Source organism: Celeribacter sp. ULVN23_4, assembly GCF_054788345.1.
In genome coordinates this window covers 414,832-433,458 of the sequence record NZ_JBTVYO010000002.1, presented here as the reverse complement: position 1 = coordinate 433,458, position 18,627 = coordinate 414,832, and the positions used below count along the sequence as shown (strand labels likewise).

Below are 18,627 nucleotides of genomic sequence, written 5' to 3'. Positions count from 1 at the left end.
ACATCAACGCTCGAGAAAGTGCAGTTCAGCACGATGCAGAAAGTTTTTTGCACATTTTTGCATAGGGTGACCAATTTCACGATCTCCCCCCTTGAGCTGTAAAGTCGTCTTCCCCATCTTGATCGCGATGTTAATCACATTAACTCTCACGAGTGTGATGACCGTGCCCGTCCTTGTGATCTAGTGTTATACAATTGGAAAAATCTTTCCGACGTCACAGTTCCGGACAGGCAACGAGTGTAAATAGTTGGCCATCACGGCCATAAGAAAGACAGGACCAAAGATATGCGCTTCGTCTCCATTCTCATCGCAATCCTCGTGGCAGTTGTGCTTTACCTGTTTATCTTCGAACGTGAGCCGCAAACGGACATGGAGGGTGACACCTCCACAGCAACCGAAGAACAAACCTATGCGCCGCCCGCAGAGAAAACCCGCGACGAAGATCATGCCATATCCGTCGTCGCGCGCCATTCCATCGCCGCCCCGCTGACCAGCGCAGTGGTTCTGCGCGGCGAGACCGAAGCGGCGCGTGAGGTCGATGTGACTGCGGAAACCACCGGGCGCGTGATCAACGAGCCGCTTCGCAAAGGCACGGAAGTCACCGCCGGTCAGATGCTCTGCCAGATTGACCGCGGCACGCGCGACGCAACACTCGCCCAAGCCGAAGCCTCGCTGAGCGAAGCAGAGGTCTCGCTCGCGAACGCCCGTAAACTTGCGCAAGGCGGTTACGCCTCTGAGACGCAAATCCTTTCTGCTGAAGCCGGTGTCGAAAGCGCGCGGGCCGCTGTGGCCCAGACGAAACGAGATATTGAGAACCTTGAGGTCAAAGCGCCTTTCGCCGGGCTTCTGGAAAGCGACACGGCGGAACTTGGAACGCTTCTGGCCTCTGGCTCGACCTGCGCGACGGTGATTCAACTCGATCCGATGAAACTGGTTGGCTATGCGCCTGAAACGGAAGTCGATGAGATCAGACTGGGCGCCCCCGCCGGAGCACGTCTGATCTCCGGCGAGACTGTCACGGGAAAGGTGTCTTTCCTGTCGCGCTCTGCCGATGCGGCCACCCGGACCTTCCGCGTTGAGGTGCAAGTGCCGAACCCGGACAATGCCATTCGCGATGGCCAGACCGTCGAGCTTGCGATCTCCGCCGAAGGGGAAATGGCGCATCTTGTGGCGCAGTCTTCACTGACCCTGAATGATGACGGGCTGATCGGCCTGCGCCTCGTCGGGCCGGAGAACCGTGTTGTGTTCGCCCCGGTGAACATTCTGCGCGACACGCGCGACGGTATCTGGGTCTCGGGGCTGCCCGAGGAGGCCGATATTATCACGGTCGGACAGGAATTCGTGCGCGAAGGCGTGCTGATCGACCCGCATTTCGACGATGAGACCGATGCCATCTCTGAAACCGACAGTTCGACGGAGACCGAACAATGACCGGCCTCGTCGATTGGGCCGGACGTCACGCCCGGATGATTCTTGCCTTCGTGGCACTGACCCTGATCGCTGGGGCCTATGCCTATGTCAGCCTGCCGAAAGAAGGCGAGCCGGACATTGAAATCCCCGGCCTCTATGTGTCGGTGCAATTTCCGGGCATCTCTGCCGAAGACGCAGAAAAACTTCTGGTCAAGCCGATGGAGACGGAGCTTTCCGATCTCGACGGGCTCGACACCATGTCCGCCACCGCCGCCGAGAACTATGCGGGCATCTGGCTTGAGTTCGAGTTCGGCTGGGACAAGACGAAAATCATCGCCGATGTGCGCGACCGTATGGGACGGGTGCAGGCGGATTTCCCGGACGGGGCGGACAATTACACCATTTCCGAGGTGAATTTCTCCGAATTCCCGATCCTGATCGTCAACCTTACGGGCCCGGTGCCCGAACGTACCTTGGTGCAATATGCCAAAGAGATGCAGGACAGGCTCGAAGGTCTGGAACCCGTGCTCGAAGCCCAACTCACCGGCCACCGCGACGAGATGCTGGAGGTCGAAATCGACCCGCTGCGGCTTGAAAGCTACAATGTCACCGCCGCCGAACTTGTCAGCGTGGTGACGAACAACAACCAACTTGTCGCGGCAGGCGAAGTCACGACGGATCAGGGCACCTTCTCCGTCAAAATCCCATCGAGCTTCAACGATCAGCGCGACGTCATGAACCTTCCAGTGAAGGTCAATGGCGACCGCGTGGTGACGCTTGGCGATCTCGCCGACATTCGCCTCACGTTTGAAGACCGCGAGGGCACGGCCCGGTTCAACGGCGAAACCACCGTGGCACTTCAGATCGTCAAACGCAAAGGCTACCCGGTGATCGACACGGTCGCCGAGGTCAAAGAGGCCGTGCAGGCGGAATACGAGAGCTGGCCCGAACCGCTGCAACAGGCCATCACTGTCGGCACCTCCAACGATCAATCGACGCAGGTGTCGTCGATGGTGAGCCAGCTCGAAGGCTCCGTCCTGACCGCCATCGCGCTTGTGATGATTGTGGTGCTGGCGGCCTTGGGCATCCGCTCGTCCCTTCTGGTGGGCTTCGCGATCCCGACCTCCTTCCTGTTGTGCTTTATCCTTCTGGGGCTGATGGACATCACCATTTCCAACATCGTCATGTTCGGCTTGATCCTTGCCGTCGGGATGCTGGTCGACGGGGCCATCGTCGTCGTCGAATATGCCGACCGCAAAATGGACGAGGGCGAAGGCCCGATGACCGCTTTTGTCGAGGCCGCGAAACGCATGTTCTGGCCCATCGTCTCCTCCACCGCCACGACGCTCTGTGCCTTCTTGCCGATGCTGTTCTGGCCGGGTGTCGCGGGCGAATTCATGGGAATGCTACCGGTCACGATCATTTTCGTGCTCTCTGCCTCGCTGATCGTGGCGCTGATTTACCTACCCGTCATGGGCGGGGTTACCGGGCGGATCGCGCGGTTTTACAACCAGATCTCCGATCTTCTGCATGACCATGTTTCCCACGCACTGCGTCTCAGCTTCGCGGTCCTCTCGCTTGCCCTGCTCGGCGCGGGCATTTTCCTGTTCCTGCGCGAAAGCTTCCTGATTGCATTGGCACTCATCCTTGTCGGCGGCTCCCTGAGTTCAATCACACTCGGCGCATTGCGGTGGCAAAAGAAACCGAAACGCATCGATGCAGGCTATAAGCGCACGCCCTTCGGCCATGTGATCCAATTCATCACAGCCAACCCGGTCATGCCGCCTGTCACCATCCTTGCGGTGATTATCGCGGTCTTCTCAGTGTTCTCTTATTACGGCTCGCACAACAAAGGCGTCGAATTCTTTGCCGCGACCGAACCGGAACAGGCGATCATCTATGTCAAAGCGCGCGGCAACCTGTCCGTCGCCGAGAAAGACGCGCTGGTGCGGGAAGCGGAAGACATCGTGCTCGCGCAACCCGGTGTCGACAACGCCTTTGTCTTCGCGGGGGATGGCGGGCTCAATTCCAACACCGGCGGCACCTCCGCCCCACGTGACACAATCGGTCAGATACAAGTCGAGCTGATCCCTTGGGATGATCGCCCGACCACCACCGAGGACGGCTTCCTGTTTTTCAAAAACACCCATGTCAGCGCCGCCTATGACGGCGACTACGTCCTCGCCCAGATCGAGGAAAAACTCGCCAAACTCCCCGGTATTTACACCGAAACGCTGAACCTCTCCATGGGGCCGGCCTCGGCCAAACCTGTGCATCTTCGTCTGAAAGCCGATGATTTCAACACTCTGGAGGCTGCGACTGAAATCGTGCGCGCCAAGTTTGATGAGACCGTAGCCTTGGCCGACATTGAAGACACCCGCCCCCTGCCCGGCATCGACTGGCAGATCGACGTGGATGTCGAAAAAGCCGGACGGTTCGGCGCGGATGTGGCGACGGTCGGCGGCATGATCCAGCTTGTCACCCGCGGCATCCTTCTGGACACAATGCGGGTTGACAGTTCGGATGAGGAAATCGACATCCGCGTGCGCCTGCCCGAACAGTTCCGCGTGCTCTCAACGCTGGACACGCTCAAGGTTCGCACCTCCGACGGTTTGGTGCCGCTCTCAAACTTCATCACCCGCGAACCGGTTGAAAAGCTCGCCTCCATCTCCCGCGTGGATCAGCAGCGTTATTATGACGTGAAGGCGGCCGTGGACAGCGGCATGACCCGCGAAGATGGGGTGACGATCACGCCGACGGAACGGATCGAGACCCTGACCGACTGGCTGGAAAGCGAAAATCCTCTGCCGCAGGGCGTCTCCTGGGAATGGACCGGCGATGATGAGGAGCAAAAGGAAACCGGCGCCTTCCTTGGCAAAGCCTTCGGCGCCGCTCTGGCACTGATGTTCATCATCCTGCTCGCGCAGTTCAACAGCCTCTACAACTCGGTTCTGGTGCTTCTTGCGGTCGTCATGTCCACGGCGGGCGTCCTGATCGGCCTTATGGTCATGGACATGACCTTCGGCATGATCATGACCGGCACAGGCATCGTGGCGCTGGCCGGGATCGTGGTGAACAACAACATCGTTCTCATTGATACCTATCAGGAATATGCCCGCTACATGCCCAAAATCGAGGCGATCATCCGCACCGCCGAAGATCGCATCCGCCCGGTGCTTTTGACCACGATCACCACCATGGCCGGTCTGACGCCGATGATGTTTGCTATCTCGCTCGACTTTATCGGTGGGGGCTACACGATCAATTCGCCGACCGCGCAGTTCTGGACCAACCTTGCCACCGCCGTCGTCTTCGGCCTCGGCATCGCCACGGTTCTGACGCTGGTCTTCACCCCCGCGATGCTGGCCCTGCGCGTGTGGTTCTGGGATATGGTGCATCACCTGATCATGCGTGCGGCAACCCGGATGGGACTGCGCAGCCGCGCCGCCGAAGATTACCGTCTCCGGCGCGAAGCAAAACGCGCGAAGAACCCGGAATTTGTATGGTCAACGGGCAACGGCGCCTGGTCCGCGCCTGACACTTTCGACGCGGAACGTGTGTCACAAAGCACCCCGAAACAGCGCCCTGCTCAGCAACCTATCGCCACCCCGGAAAGCGTCGTGGAGGTCGAGCCGGAACATCCGGAAACGGGTCGGATCGGGAAAGGCGGCAAGGACGCGGCGGAGTGAGGTTTACGCGCCGCGCGTCGCCGTCAGAATGAAACACATCGGAATCTGCGCCGCGCGGTTCTTGTAGATGTCATACTCGGGCTCGCGATTGCTATGACCGAACTCTTGCAGTTTTTCTATCCGCAGTCCCGCACGCGTGCAGGACGTCACAATCTCCCCCATCGAGTGCAAGAACCAGTAACTCGTCGCCCCCGCGCCATGATCCTGACCGTCATAGGTAATCGCCTCATCCTGAACCTGCGGCTCTTTCTGGAAATAGCTGAATAACGGCTCATGTGGTCGCTCGGCCTCCGGGTCGAACATTTCCATTACAGGGTGGGTTTCATAGATCACAATCTGCGCGCCCGGAGCCATCAAGGCGGCAACAATCTCGAAAAACCGGGGCAAATCGGGCATCCAGTTCAACACGCCGATGGTGATGAGAACAAAGTCGAACGTGCCAATCCCCTTTGGCAGATCGTAAATATCGGCGGCGATTAGGTCGGGCGTCTGTCCCGCAGCCATGGCAAGACGCCTCCCTTGATCAAGAAACTTTTCCGACTGATCAATACCCGCCGCCGGGATCGCACCGAAAGCAGCAAGAGACAAAAGCTCGCGGGCATTGTTACACCCGATCTGAAGCGCGCGTTTTCCCCTCAAATCAAGGGCACCAAGCGCATCTGTCATGGTCGCATCGAAGACGGAAAAACTGGGTTTCGCAGCATCCGCCAGAAGCGCCTCCCAGTTGGGACCTATCTCATGGAGCGGTGCAGACTGCTCCCAAGCCTCTTTGTTCGCGGCTGTTATCTCCCGTCGCGTTAGCTCAGTCATACCCAGTCCTTTCCCTATCGCGGCAAAGCCTCTTTCACCAGATCAAACCCCGCGCCCTCTTTATGGGCGCCCTCAGAGAGTACCCGTTTCCAACGCCGCGCGCCCGGTTGGCCCGCAAAAAGGCCCAGCATATGACGCGTCACCTGCGCCAACTTGCCACCCGCCGCGATATGCTGCCCGATGTAATCTTCCATCGCGAAGGCCACCTCATGGCGGGTCAGCGGCTCGGTCGTCGCATCGAAAAGGCGCTGATCAGCGGTGCCGAGAATATCGTAAGGCTGATGATAGGCCGCACGTCCAACCATCACGCCGTCCATGTGTTTCAGCTCTTCTTCAACCGTTTCAAGGCTTTGAACACCGCCATTGATGGACAGGTGCAGGTCCGGGAACGCGCATTTCATCTCATGCACAAGATCGTAATCCAGCGGCGGAATATCGCGGTTCTCCTTGGGGGAAAGCCCCTCCAGCCACGCCTTGCGCGCATGGACCGTAATCCGGGTGACGCCCGCCGCGCGCATCTTTTCAAGGAAATCAGGCAAGACATCGGCGGGTTCCTGATCATCGACCCCAATGCGACATTTCACCGTCACAGGCACATCGCCCGCAGCATCCATCATCGCCGAAACGCATTCCGCGACGAGATCAGGCGATTTCATCAGAACCGCACCGAATGCCCCCGACTGCACCCGATCCGACGGGCAGCCGACATTGAGGTTCACCTCATCATACCCACGCGCAACACAGAGCTTCGTCGCCTCCGCCAATTCCTCGGGTTCTGAGCCGCCAAGTTGAAGCGCAACGGGATGTTCTTCGACATTATAGTCGAGCAAATGCAAGGCAGCGCCCCGCACCAGAGCCGGCGCGGTCACCATTTCCGTATAGAGCAACGCCTCACGCGACATCAGCCGATGAAAATACCGGCAATGGCGATCGGTCCAATCCATCATCGGGGCGACAGAAAGGCGCGATGCTCGGATCACGTTTGTATCATGCGCCGTCTCAGCCGTTTGTGCTCCGCTCATCTTCTGATGCTCTTATCTCATACAACCTGGTTTCGAAGGTCGTCTTCTAAATGCATCGGGCGCTTCACACAACACCGCAGAAAAGAGGGCGGCAAGAGGCGAAGAGAACGGCAATGCCCTTTACTTGCGTGCCATCTTGCCCGCCTGAACCCCTTCGAAAAATGCGATCATGACTTGTTCGAACGGGCCGGTCGCGGGGCGCTGCGGGTCGGGACACTGAGAGTCTGTCTCAGGGCGTTTGACGCCAAGCCCCAACACGATCAGCCCCGCGCCGACATATCCCAAGCCGATCACTAGGGCAGCGAATTGGCCCTCGTACAGAGCGGACAGCACAAGCCAGAGTGCAACCGTCAGGAAACCGAGGCCGGTTAGGAGCAACACCATGCCGACAGAGGCCCAGAGCGCGCGACGCGCACCCCGGGCCAGATGTGTCTGAATAGCATTCAACATGTTGAATCTCAGCGACGGGACGTCATGAGACCAACAAGAAAACCGACGCCAGCGGCGATGCCAACAGACGCAGCGGGGTTTGCCCGCACGGCTTTCTCCGCACCGGCATAGGCGTCCCGCGCCTTTTCACGGGCCTGCTCAGCCGTTTCCGCACCCATTTTCTTCGCGGTTTCATATTTGTCTTCCGCAGCAGCGCCGAGCTGCGCTTTCTGGGCGCGACCATAGTCAGCCAAGGTGCTGGTCAGCTCTGCCACATCAGCTTTCAACGATTCAATCTGAGCAGAAAGTTCGGCAGAGGATTGTTCCACAGCATTGCGAGTCCCATTGGTTTGAGCGCGAGCCATTGTAAATCTCCTTTCGTTTCCATGTTGCTGACCCAACGCGGCCCTCAGAGAAATTGTTCCGAAAATTATGTTTGGAACCAATTCCGCGAAGGCGACGTTGATTTCCCAGAGCGCGCCTCACGGCGCAGAACACAATCGCAAATAAGGAGATTCCAATGCTTGGTTGGGCACTTACTTTTCTTATCGTCGCGATTATCGCCGGGGTTTTCGGCTTCGGTGGTATCGCAAGCGCATCGGCTGGGATCGCACAGATCCTCTTCTTCATCTTCATCGTCCTGTTCTTGCTGGCGATGGTCGCACGCGCAGTGCGGGGTAAGCCGCCGGTTTAATCCGGCGCGCCCCTCGCGCAGCACACAGACATTCACAGAAGATCAAACACAGGAGCAGATCATGGCAGATATTCTTGAAACCATTCCCGAAAGCACGTCGATCAACACCGGGGTCAACGCCCCGAAAGTCGTGGCGGAGGGTCTCGCGCAGGCTTTGACTGACACCTATACGCTTCTCCTGAAGACGCATATCTATCACTGGAATGTCGAAGGCCCGATGTTCTACAGCATCCATACGCTGACCGAAGAACAATATGGCGAACTGTTTCAGGCCACCGACGATCTGGCGGAGCGTATTCGTGCCTTGGGCCAACTGGCGCCGATGTCGGTCCGCGACGTTCTTGATGGGGCGAAAGTGAAAGACGCACCGAAATCCCCGAGTGCTCATGAAATGGTGGCCGATCTGGCCAGCGATCACGAGCAACTCGCGGCGCAACTTCACAAGCTCATCAAGCTTGCCGAAGATCATAATGATGACGTGACGGGCGATCTGGCGGTTGCGCGCGCGGCCTCTCACGAGAAAGCGGCCTGGATGCTTCGAGCGATTGCCAAATCGTAATGTTTCGAAAATCAGAACGAAAAAGCGCCCCGCTGGAAAACCAGCGGGGCGCTTTCTTGTTGAATAAGCTCAGCTCAGGACACCAGAGTTTCCGTGCTGGAGAAGAACATCGCCTGCGACACGGCAGACCGCACCTGTTCTTCGCTGTAGGGCTTGGTGATGACGAAGGCCGGCTCCGGGCGTTCCCCGGTCAGAAGACGTTCCGGGAAGGCGGTGATGAAAATCACCGGAATATCGGCCGTCCCTTTCAGAATGTCATTCACCGCATCGATGCCGGACGATCCGTCGGCAAGCTGAATGTCGGAGAGGATCAGATCGGGCTTGGTTTCAGCCGCCAGCTTCACCGCTTCGCGCGCGGTGCTTGCGACACCTGTGATCAAATGGCCCATGTCGGACACGATGCCCTGCAAATCGAGCGCGATGATGGCTTCGTCCTCGATCACCATCACACGGCCCTGAATGCTCGCGGCCATTTCGGTTTCGGCGACGGTCAGGAAATGCTCGACCTCATCGACATCCGTGCCCATGATCTCTGCGACTTCATCAAGAGTGAACTCTTCGATCGTGTGAAGAAGAAGTGCTTCACGGGTGTTCGGGGTGAGACGACGCAGGTGTGCCTGAGCGCGTTTTGCAATGCCGCTTTCATCCTCGCCCGTCGGTGCCCCGGCGCTCGACCAGATCAGGTGAAACGCATGGAACAAAGCCACCTTCGGGCTTTCGATCTGTTCAAACACAGAGCGATCACTCAAAAGAGCCTCAAGCGTGGTCGCCGCATATTTGTCCCCGGTCCGTTGATCCCCAGTCAGTGCCCGTGCATAGCGACGCAAATAGGGTAGAAGACTGGCCACAATCAGGGACAGTTTCTTCTCAGTCGGAGCTGTCGACATATATTTTGTCCTTTTTTTCGATTTCTCGGGAACCAAACGCCGGGGAACAGCGTTTGGTTCCCGAAATGATGTTAAATTTTTTCGGGATGACGTTTCTGAGACAACCCGAGACGGAAGAGACACCCGAGACGGAAGAGACAATGGCGCAGCAAAAATCAAAACACGAGCTAGATGAGCAAATCGAGGAAAATTTAAAACGCGTTTATCAAAAGACGCTTGAGGAAGAGATTCCCGACCGGTTTATGGAGTTGATTGAGCAGCTCAAGCAACAGGATGCCCAAAATGACCACTGAGGACACTCCGACCAATGCCGGAGACCAAACTGGTCCGGCGCTCGATCCGCGCGAAGAGATCGTGACCCATCTTCCTGCAATGCGTGCTTTTGCCCTCAGCCTCACCCGAAACCCGTCGCAGGCCGACGATCTGGTGCAGGATGCGGTGATCAAAGCCTGGAAAAACCTGTCGTCCTTTCAGGTCGGGACCAATATGCGCGCGTGGTTGTTCACCATCTTGCGCAACACCTTCTATTCCGACCGACGCAAACGGAAACGCGAAGTTCAGGATACGGATGGCGTTCTTGCTTCCACCCTCGCGGAGAAACCGGCTCATGACGGGCGCCTCGCCATGGCTGATTTCGAAGAGGCTTTCGTCCAGCTCAAATCCGAACAGCGTGAGGCCTTGATGCTCGTGGGCGCGATGGGGTTTTCTTATGAAGAAGCCGCAGAAACCTGCGAAGTGGCCGTCGGCACGATCAAAAGCCGGGTCAATCGCGCAAGACAAAGGCTGACCGAACTGTTGGAGCTGGAAGAAGGCGCACCGCTTGAGCTGACCGATCAGAAAACCATGGCTGTGATGAGCGCCGCCGTGCCGTCGCGGGGGAGCGCTGCGTGAAAATAAGTCTTCGGCGGCTCCATCTCGATGGGCTCGGCCTGCGCATCGCGGCTCTCCTGTCGGTTGCCCTTTTCCCCATCGGTCTCATCGCGGTTTCCATCACCCATCAGTTTACGGAAGCCGCGAACGAGAGAGCGCAGAGCAATTTGCTGACTTTGACGGCACAAGCTGCCGCTGGCGAGGAGGCCTATATCCGGACGGGCTTTGGCGCGACCGATGCTCTGGCGGCGGTTATGCCCGCCATGGAGCCCGGAACCGCAGAATGTAGTCAGGTCTTTAAAGACTTTATCAAGGTCAATGACGCCTTCTCTTTTGCCGGTTATGTGGGCAAGGACGGGATCTTGAAATGCGGCACAAGCACCACTGGCTACGACTTCAAAGGCAAGGAAGTTTACACGGGTATGCTCAAAGATCCTGCGCCGCGCAGCGATCTTATTTTCGACGCGCCCATCAGCGAAACAACCGTGATTGCCTTGTCCGCGCCGGTGTTTCGCAACGGCGTCTTTGACGGTTATGTGTCGGTCTCCCTGCCCCACACCGAAGCCCGCATGACATTGGAAGACCCCACCCTCGATCGCCCTGTCGAGGTCATTACCTTCAATAAGGAAGGCGAAATTCTAAGTGCAGCCGGAGGGCTTGAAGGCGTCTATGAGCGTTTGCCTGCGCGGCGTCCTCTGGTCGAGTTGACGGGCCGCTACCGGGTGTCCTTTTCCGACAAAACCAATGACGGAGAGAGCCGCGTCTTCGCGGTCGTGCCGATCCTGCCTGATCAGGTCTATGCCATCGGCAGTTGGCCCCAAGAGCGCGTTGCCGTCGCCCCCGGGCTTGCCATGGCCACCCCGATGATCTTTCCGATTGCGATGTGGTTGACCAGTCTGGGTGTGGCCTATTTTGCCGTCCACGGGCTCGCCATCAAACACATCCGCCGCCTGAGCCGCGATATGAGAACTTTTGCGGTCACGCGGCGGCACGAGCGGGACAAAATTGATCGGGGATTGCCGCGCGAGTTGCGCGAGATTGACCGCGCATGGCGTGATCTGGCGGAAACCGTGATCCGAGATGAGGCGGAACTTGAGGATACGATCCACGACAAATCCGTCTTGCTCAAAGAGGTCCATCATAGGGTTAAGAACAACCTTCAACTCATTGTCTCCATTGTGAACATGAAGGTTCGCAAAGCCAAAACCCCGGAGGCGCGCTTCGCCCTCAAAGAGGTACAGGGCCGCGTGATGGGGATCGCCACGGTGCACCGCAGCCTGTACGAGACGACCACCGAAGGTCGGGTGCGCGCCGACGAGTTTTTGCGCAGCACAATCAGTAAACTGGTCAATGCAGGCGTCGCGAATGAAGCGCATCTGAAAAGCACCGAAGAGTACGACCCGATTGTGCTTTACCCCGATCAAGCGGTGCCGCTGTCGCTGCTGGCCACTGAGGCTGTCACCAATGCGATGAAATATATAGGTCGCCCCAGTGACGGTATCCCGAAGATCGAGGTGAGCTTGAAAACCATCGATCCCACAACCGCGCGGCTCAGCATCGCGAACACCAAAGGAATTCCACTTTTGCCGCCGGAACAAGTGGGCGGCACCGGGCTCGGGACCAACCTCATCAAGGCCTTCTCCCATCAACTGGGCGGGAAACTAGAGGTTGCTGATGAGGACGATCTCTACAGCATCATCGTAGATTTCCCGATCGCAGCTTTTGACGAGACCCTGACAGATAGCAATATCTCCGAGATGGACTGAGACCTGTGTGCGTCCCTCTTTGCGCATACACGTCTCATTTGGTTTAGCGACTGGTCTAAAGAGGATCGCCGGACAGGCCATAATTTCGTGCGGGACGGAGCTGCCGTTCGCGGCAAGTCCGCAGTCCTCGCCGCATCTGCGAAGATTTTGCAAGGCCGGGCGGGAAACCGGACATTCGCTGCCGATGTATTCCACGAAAGCCTCGGCATTTGGGAGCACGCACTCGGATATCAAATTACCATTCCACATTTTGGACAGTTTTTGTTTTGTGGGCATCTTTCTGTAGGGCAAGGGTAATTGCATGGTTTGTTTAGAGAGTGATTGACTGCTGCTCTTAGGTTTGTCTACCAAAGGTTGAGCATAGTTTGCATTTTCACGAATAAAGTTGGTGTAGGTTTTGGAGGAATACTCTTTTGATTTCGCGGATTTCTGAGACTGATCGCGGCGCGGGCGTTTGCGAAGGCGGCTCATCAAGAGCGCATCTTCGAGCAGATTCCGTGTGGAAAACAAATACTGTCCTACGTTTTTCGATATAGCCCTATCGTGTATGAGAAATTGTGCCCCCAAAGAGTAAAGCAGAGTGTTTTATGACCAAAGAAAACCCTGCACTGGCCTTTGCAAATAAACAGTCGCCCTATTATTGCGTATCGCGGGATGAAACGCCGGAACTGCGCGCAGCATTCGACCGAATGAAGCCGATATTCTATCTCGTGTTGGCCCTCTATATCGCCGTACCCTATGCGATTTGTAAGCTCGGTGGGCCGGCTGTCTTTATTGCGATCCGGCAGGGCCTCTCTTGGGCACCTATGCCGCTCGCGCTCTTCGACCGGCTTGCAGCCACCAGTCAATATGCCGGATGTCACCTGTTTATCATGACGGCAATGGTGTTTGTCATGGTTCCCGCTCAAGTCTTGCTCTACTATCGGGTTTTCCTGAAGAAGGTGGTGAAGACAGGCAAGGCGCTGCCTCTTGGCCCGTTATGTTGGCGCGGGTATTGGAGACAAGCCCGAGGGGCGCTACTGCTTTTTATTTTAGTTCTCCTTGCCCCCTATGTTCTTTTGTTGAGTGATGAAAGACCACCTGTCATCTTTATGTGGCCTTGGGTCGGGGCCATAATGATGGGGCTTCATCTCTTTGGTCTCATGCCTATTTATCTTCTTTTGGTCATCTTTAAAAAACGGAAATTGAATCTCTAATGGCTGTACTGTCGTTTAGAGAACAGATCGCATCAGGTGTGCGCGATGGTGCGATGTTGCGCGCGCGCACTTTGGTATTTACTTTTGTTATTCTGACCTCAAAGCGTACTTGCAACACTGCCGCATGATCCGACTGTAATTTAGCAGCTCTCTTATCGGGTTTCATATGGCATTTCCGGCGCAGCGTCTTTGGCCTGCGCTTCATCCTCACCAAACCCGTTGAACACGGCCAGGCCCCAGACCAGCAGCGGGATCGCGACAAAGCCGCCGACCGGGCCCCAAAGCCAGAGCCAGAAACACAGCGACAGGAACACCAGAAGCGGGTTGACCTCCATATGCCGCCCCACCAGCGTGGGCGTGACAAACTGACCTTCCAACGTATTGAGCGCGATGAAAATCGCGGCCGGTGCGAACGAGGCTGCACCTTCGAAGGCCATGAACCCGGCGACCACAAGCGACACCGCAACCATCGCCGGTCCGATGTAGACAATGAAGTTCATCAAAGCCGCCACAACACCCCAAAGCATCGCTCCGGGCAGACCCAGCGCGGCGAAAGCGCCAGCGACAATCGTGCCGAAACATGTGTTGATGATCGTGATGGTCAGAAAATAGCGGGACACACGCGCGTCGGCCCCGCGCAGGCAGACAAGCGAAGGCGCCCGTGCATGCAGCTTCGATATCCCCTCATATACCGTGTCTCGGGCCAGCAGGATAAAGAACAGCGCCCCGGCGAACAGAAGCACCTGCGCGATCAGAGAGGGTGCTGCGAACAGAGCGTCGCCAAGCGAGGGTAAACTGACAGACTGCGCGGCATCTTCCGCGCCAGCCTCCGACGAGATTGTGTCCTGCACTTCCTTGGTCACTTCGCTGATCCCACGAAACATGTGACGCAGATGGCTGACACCTTCTTTCAACTCATATTTGATGCTCGGGATTTGGCTATAGGCCTGCTCCACCAGCGGCTCGGTCAGAATGATAAGCGCCGCGAGAATGGTCAGCACGATGCAGAAACTGAGCAATGCCCCCAAAGTCGGAGGCACCTTCAATCGTTTCCAAAGCGCGGACACGGGGGACAAGACCACCGCACACACGAAAGCCAGTGTGAAGGGTGCTAAGAGGGCCTGAGAAAGATCAAGAGCCGCGATTACGGCGATGAACGTCAAGATAATTAAGGCCCAATGCCTTTGAGCGCTGCGCGTCATGGAGTTCTCCGTTTGACGACACAACGCGCCGCCGTCAAAGGAAGTTCCTAAAAACTGCGTTTCATCCCCCTAGTCGCGGTGAACCGCCGAACGGGCTCGCAAATATGAACCTGTTCGACGCGCTTTTCGATGTCACAGCCCTTTCACAAGTCGCAGCGCATCGTAGATCGCCGCGTGGGTGTTCCGGCAGGACACGGCATCGCCGACGCGAAAGAGACGAAAATCAGCGTCTGGGTTGGGCACAACGGTCTGCGCATCCCCGGACACCAAGGCGTCATAGTCCAATTCACCAAGGTTACGGCTCATCGGTTTCAACTCGAAATAGAGTTCGTCGAGTGGACGGGTGCCGTGGTTCACGACCACCTGATCCACCTCGCGATGCCGCAGGAACTCGCCATAATCGCTGCCCAGCGTCGCCCGCAGCATATTGCCGTCGCGCGCCACCGATTGCAGACGCCATGTGACGGTGAACACTGTGTCCCGCCCCTGTAGCGCACGCATATAGGGCACAAGGTTCATCCCCATGACCTCCGGCGCGAAACTGCGGTCCGGGGTGACGATCTCCACATGGGCGCCGGTGTCTGAGATCAGATCGGCGGCCTGAAGCCCTGCATGATCGCCCGCATCGTCATAGACAAGCACATTGCGGCCGGGTTTCTCATCGCCCGCGAGAATGTCCCAAGCGGACACCACGAGATCATTCCCCTCCTGCAAGACCTCCGTATGCGGAAGACCTCCCGTCGCGATAATCACCTCGTCTGGCGTGGTCTCAAGGACGTCTTCGACTTCGGCGTAACGATTGAATTCAAAGTGAACGCCAAGCTTTTCGCATTGCGCGAACCGCCAGTCGATGATGGAAATCATCTCCCGCCGCCGCTCCTGCAAACTGGTCAGGCGAATTTGTCCGCCGGGTTTGTCCGCAGCTTCCAGGACCGTCACACTATGCCCGCGCTCGGCGGCCACACGCGCGGCCTCAAGCCCCGCCGGCCCCGCGCCGACAATCGTCACCCGCTTGGAGCGGTCCGCAGGGGCAATGTGATGCGGCATCGTCAACTCGCGCCCCGTCGCCGGGTTGTGCAGACAAAAGGCCATCCCGCCCTGATAAATCCGGTCGAGACAGTAGTTCGCACCGACACAGGGCCGGATCTCGTCTTCGCGCCCCGTCGTGATTTTGCGGACGATATGCGGATCGGCCATATGCGCACGGGTCATGCCGATCATATCGACCTTTCCGGCGGAAATGGCATAGCGCGCCGTGGCCACGTCCGAGATTTTGGCGGCGTGGAAGGTCGGGAAATCCGTCGCCTGTTTGATCTCCCCCGCAAACTCCAGATGCGGCGCGTTTTTCATGCCCTGAACCGGGATCACATCCGTGAGCCCCGCGTCCGTGTCGATATGACCGCGCACCACATTCAGAAAGTCCACCAAGCCACTGGTTTTAAACCGCTTGGAGACCTCAAACCCTTCCTCAGACGTGAACCCGCCGGGAAGTTTTTCATCGCCCGTGTAGCGCACGCCAACCAGAAATTCCTCGCCACAGCGCTTTCGGATTTCACGCAGCACATCGAAGGTAAACCGCAGTCGATTGTCGAGTGAGCCGCCATAGGGGCCATCGAGTTCATTGGTCAGGGGCGACCAGAACTGATCCATGAGATGGCCGTAAGCTTGAATTTCGATCCCGTCGAGCCCCGCCGCCTGCATCCGCTCCGCCGCATCGGCATAATCACCGATGATGCGGGCAATGTCCCAATCTTCCATCTTTTTCGGAAAAGCGCGGTGGGCGGCTTCACGTTCATGGCTCGGCGAGACAACGGGCAGCCAATCGGCCTTGTCCCACCGCGTCCGCCGCCCCAAATGCGTGAGCTGGATCATCACGGCGCAGCCTTCATCATGGCAGGCATCCGTAAGTTTGCGCATATGGCCGACCACCTCGTCTTTCCATGCGAGAATGTTGTTGAACACCGGCGGGCTATCGCGCGCAACAGAGGCCGATCCTGCCGTCATGGTCAGCGCCACCCCTGCCCGCGCGCGCTCCAGATGGTAGGCCAGATAGCGCTCCTTGGGCATTCCGTCTTCAGGATAAGCGGGCTCATGGCTCGAAATCATGATGCGGTTCTTCAAGGTGAGATGCTTGAGCTGGAATGGCTGGAGCAAAGGATCGTTGGTCATGATCTTCCCTGTTTTCTCTTATTCTGGCGCGCCCCGAGTCGGGGAATAGGGAAAGCTTGAAACGCAATGTACACACGTGTCAATTTAAATGACATATATGTACATACAGCTTGACGACAGAGACGCATTTGCCCAAAAACAACTCACGCCGCGCCAGAGAGAAGCGCCTGACAGGAAGAGAGCCATGACCGACAAAACAGAACGCGGATCGCGCGAGGCCTGGCTGAATGCGGCCCATAACGCCCTCGTCGAAGGCGGCGTTGAGGCCGTGAAAATCATGCCGCTCGCGCAACAGCTCAACCTGTCCCGCACCAGCTTCTATTGGTTCTTCAAAGACCGCGAGGCGTTGCTCAAAGAGTTGCGCGAGAACTGGAAAGCCCGCACCACCGAGCCGCTCGCGAAGTCGACGCTGACCTATGCGGAGACCGAAACCGAAGCCATGCTCAACGTCATCGGATGTTTTCTGAACGATCAGAGCTTTGACGCGCGGTTTGAATTCGCGGTGCGAAGCTGGGCGCTGCAGGATGCGCAGACGATGGAGCAGCTACAGGCCGCAGATGTCGAGCGTCTGACCGCGCTGCGGACCATGTTGATGCGTTGGGGACATGACGAACAGGATGCCGATGTGCGGGCGCGCACGATCTACCTTGTTCAGATCGGCTATATCTCGATGCAGGTGCAGGAAACGCTCGACACACGTATGTCCCGACTGTCCAATTACGTCGAAATCTTCACCGGAAAGACGCCAGACGCCCGTGAAATCGCGCGCCTTCGGGCAGGTCTGATCGGGTGAGCGTCAGGCCGATCCATTGCAACGCTCTTAATCGAACCACTCAGGGCGAGACATCCCCGCCCTGAGCGCAAACCTATCAGACATCCAGCGCCAGAGGCCCTTTCGGGTAAGAGCAGCACGCCAGCACGTAACCGTCCGCAATCTCCTGCTCCGTAATACCGCCGTTGTGGTTCATCTCGACCTCGCCGGAGGTCTTTTTCACCTTACAGCTGCCGCAGGCCCCGAAGCCACAGGCGTTGGGGATTTTGATCCCCGCCGCATGTGCCGCCGACAACAGCGTCTGATGCTCATTGGCAATATAGGTGACGCCGGTCGCATCAAAGGACAGTTCGACCTGCTCGCCATCGCGCCAATGCAGGCTTTCCGGAGTTTCTTCCGGCGCGGCAAAGCTTTCCTGATGGTAGCGGTTCATGTCATAGCCAAGCGTGTTGAGCGCGTTTTGAACCGAGCCCATGAACGGCTCCGGCCCGCAACAGAACACTTCACGCTCCCGGAAATCCGGCGCCAGCAGGCGCAGCATGGCGTGATCAAGACGTCCCTTGTAACCGGTCCAAGGTTGGAACGGCTCGGGCTCTTCCACGACCCATTTGATATCGATCCCCTCAAACCGCCGCGCCATGTTTTCAAGGCGGTCGCGGAAAATGATTTCTGACGGGCAACGCGCGCAGTTCACGAACATCACATCGCATTTGCGACCAAGATCGAACATCTCCGTCGTCATGGAAATCATCGGCGTGATGCCAGACCCCGCCGAGAGGAACAGGTATTTCTCCGCTGGCGCATTCGCGGTGGTGAACTGGCCTGCGGGCCCCATGGCTTTGATCATCATGCCGGGCTGAAGGTAGTCGAGCATCCAGCGCGTGCCGATGGAGCCTTCCTGCGCCTTCACGGTGACGGTCAGAGAAAACGGCCGGGTCGGCGGCGAGGAGATCGTGTAGGTGCGATAGAACGGACCGCCCGGCACCGGCAGTTCCAGCGTGATGAACTGGCCTGCACGGAACACGAAGGGCTTACCGGAGGGCGCCTGAAAACACACGGTCGCCGTATTGGCGTTCTCGCGTTTGATCGAGACGCATTCCAAAGGCTCACTGTCGGTCCAGGGGATGAGGGCTTGGGCTGGGGCCATGTTCA

The 18,627-nt window shown here is 57.7% G+C and carries 17 protein-coding genes; 9 read left to right on the top strand and 8 right to left on the bottom strand.

Features of this window, described 5'->3' with window-relative positions:
* Nucleotides 1-285 precede the first annotated feature (285 nt).
* Entirely contained in the window at nucleotides 286-1,431 is a 1,146-nt protein-coding gene (locus ACYBHZ_RS07430; protein WP_460273622.1) for an efflux RND transporter periplasmic adaptor subunit, read from the top strand.
* The gene (locus ACYBHZ_RS07425) at nucleotides 1,428-5,099 is read left to right on the top strand and encodes an efflux RND transporter permease subunit (RefSeq protein WP_460273621.1); all 3,672 of its coding nucleotides are present in this window, start codon (nucleotides 1,428-1,430) and stop codon (nucleotides 5,097-5,099) included. The genes ACYBHZ_RS07430 and ACYBHZ_RS07425 overlap by 4 nt, the downstream gene beginning before the upstream one ends.
* A 3-nt stretch (nucleotides 5,100-5,102) precedes the next feature.
* Here ACYBHZ_RS07425 and ACYBHZ_RS07420 read toward each other — a convergent pair whose 3' ends face one another.
* From ACYBHZ_RS07420 to ACYBHZ_RS07405, 4 genes are all read right to left on the bottom strand, one after another.
* Nucleotides 5,103-5,909: a class I SAM-dependent methyltransferase gene (locus ACYBHZ_RS07420; protein ID WP_460273620.1), complete on the bottom strand. Its 807-nt coding sequence runs from the start codon at nucleotides 5,907-5,909 to the stop codon at nucleotides 5,103-5,105.
* A 14-nt stretch (nucleotides 5,910-5,923) separates the two neighbouring features.
* Nucleotides 5,924-6,931: a tRNA dihydrouridine(20/20a) synthase DusA gene (gene dusA, locus ACYBHZ_RS07415; protein WP_460273619.1), complete on the bottom strand. Its 1,008-nt coding sequence runs from the start codon at nucleotides 6,929-6,931 to the stop codon at nucleotides 5,924-5,926.
* Nucleotides 6,932-7,051: 120 nt separating this feature from the next.
* Complete coding sequence (locus ACYBHZ_RS07410) at nucleotides 7,052-7,381, bottom strand: phage holin family protein (protein WP_460273618.1); 330 nt, start codon at nucleotides 7,379-7,381, stop codon at nucleotides 7,052-7,054.
* 8 nt (nucleotides 7,382-7,389) lie between these two features.
* Nucleotides 7,390-7,725, bottom strand: coding sequence for an ElaB/YgaM/YqjD family protein (locus ACYBHZ_RS07405; RefSeq protein ID WP_460273617.1), 336 nt, complete (start codon nucleotides 7,723-7,725; stop codon nucleotides 7,390-7,392).
* A gap of 155 nt (nucleotides 7,726-7,880) precedes the next feature.
* On the opposite strand from ACYBHZ_RS07405, the gene ACYBHZ_RS07400 reads away from it, so the two are divergent.
* Complete coding sequence (locus ACYBHZ_RS07400) at nucleotides 7,881-8,054, top strand: DUF1328 domain-containing protein (protein WP_219783958.1); 174 nt, start codon at nucleotides 7,881-7,883, stop codon at nucleotides 8,052-8,054.
* A gap of 61 nt (nucleotides 8,055-8,115) precedes the next feature.
* Complete coding sequence (locus tag ACYBHZ_RS07395; protein ID WP_460273616.1) at nucleotides 8,116-8,613, top strand: Dps family protein; 498 nt, start codon at nucleotides 8,116-8,118, stop codon at nucleotides 8,611-8,613.
* 74 nt (nucleotides 8,614-8,687) lie between these two features.
* Here ACYBHZ_RS07395 and ACYBHZ_RS07390 read toward each other — a convergent pair whose 3' ends face one another.
* Nucleotides 8,688-9,500 carry a response regulator gene (locus ACYBHZ_RS07390; RefSeq protein ID WP_460273615.1) on the bottom strand — a complete coding sequence of 271 codons (813 nt, stop codon included), beginning with the start codon at nucleotides 9,498-9,500 and terminating at the stop codon, nucleotides 8,688-8,690.
* 140 nt (nucleotides 9,501-9,640) lie between these two features.
* On the opposite strand from ACYBHZ_RS07390, the gene ACYBHZ_RS07385 reads away from it, so the two are divergent.
* The 4 genes from ACYBHZ_RS07385 (at nucleotide 9,641) to ACYBHZ_RS07370 (ending at nucleotide 13,332) form a co-directional block, all read left to right on the top strand.
* Nucleotides 9,641-9,793, top strand: coding sequence for a NepR family anti-sigma factor (locus ACYBHZ_RS07385; RefSeq protein WP_460273614.1), 153 nt, complete (start codon nucleotides 9,641-9,643; stop codon nucleotides 9,791-9,793).
* Nucleotides 9,783-10,391, top strand: a complete 609-nt coding sequence (locus tag ACYBHZ_RS07380) for an RNA polymerase sigma factor (protein WP_460273613.1) — start codon at nucleotides 9,783-9,785, stop codon at nucleotides 10,389-10,391. The genes ACYBHZ_RS07385 and ACYBHZ_RS07380 overlap by 11 nt, the downstream gene beginning before the upstream one ends.
* The gene (locus ACYBHZ_RS07375; protein ID WP_460273612.1) at nucleotides 10,388-12,136 is read left to right on the top strand and encodes a sensor histidine kinase; all 1,749 of its coding nucleotides are present in this window, start codon (nucleotides 10,388-10,390) and stop codon (nucleotides 12,134-12,136) included. Before ACYBHZ_RS07380 ends, ACYBHZ_RS07375 begins: the two co-directional genes overlap by 4 nt.
* A 587-nt stretch (nucleotides 12,137-12,723) precedes the next feature.
* Nucleotides 12,724-13,332 (top strand): hypothetical protein, encoded by a 609-nt coding sequence (locus tag ACYBHZ_RS07370; RefSeq protein WP_460273611.1) that lies wholly within the window; start codon nucleotides 12,724-12,726, stop codon nucleotides 13,330-13,332.
* Nucleotides 13,333-13,484: 152 nt separating this feature from the next.
* On the opposite strand, the gene ACYBHZ_RS07365 is transcribed toward ACYBHZ_RS07370, so the two are convergent.
* Entirely contained in the window at nucleotides 13,485-14,534 is a 1,050-nt protein-coding gene (locus tag ACYBHZ_RS07365; protein ID WP_460273610.1) for an AI-2E family transporter, read from the bottom strand.
* A 132-nt stretch (nucleotides 14,535-14,666) separates the two neighbouring features.
* The gene (gene hpbA, locus ACYBHZ_RS07360; protein ID WP_460273609.1) at nucleotides 14,667-16,703 is read right to left on the bottom strand and encodes an N-methyl-L-proline N-demethylase HpbA; all 2,037 of its coding nucleotides are present in this window, start codon (nucleotides 16,701-16,703) and stop codon (nucleotides 14,667-14,669) included.
* 184 nt (nucleotides 16,704-16,887) lie between these two features.
* On the opposite strand from hpbA, the gene ACYBHZ_RS07355 reads away from it, so the two are divergent.
* On the top strand, nucleotides 16,888-17,496 hold the full coding sequence (locus ACYBHZ_RS07355) for a TetR/AcrR family transcriptional regulator (RefSeq protein WP_460273608.1): 609 nt from the start codon (nucleotides 16,888-16,890) through the stop codon (nucleotides 17,494-17,496).
* 76 nt (nucleotides 17,497-17,572) lie between these two features.
* On the opposite strand, the gene ACYBHZ_RS07350 is transcribed toward ACYBHZ_RS07355, so the two are convergent.
* Entirely contained in the window at nucleotides 17,573-18,622 is a 1,050-nt protein-coding gene (locus ACYBHZ_RS07350) for an FAD-binding oxidoreductase (RefSeq protein WP_460273607.1), read from the bottom strand.
* Between the last annotated feature and the right edge of the window lie 5 nt (nucleotides 18,623-18,627).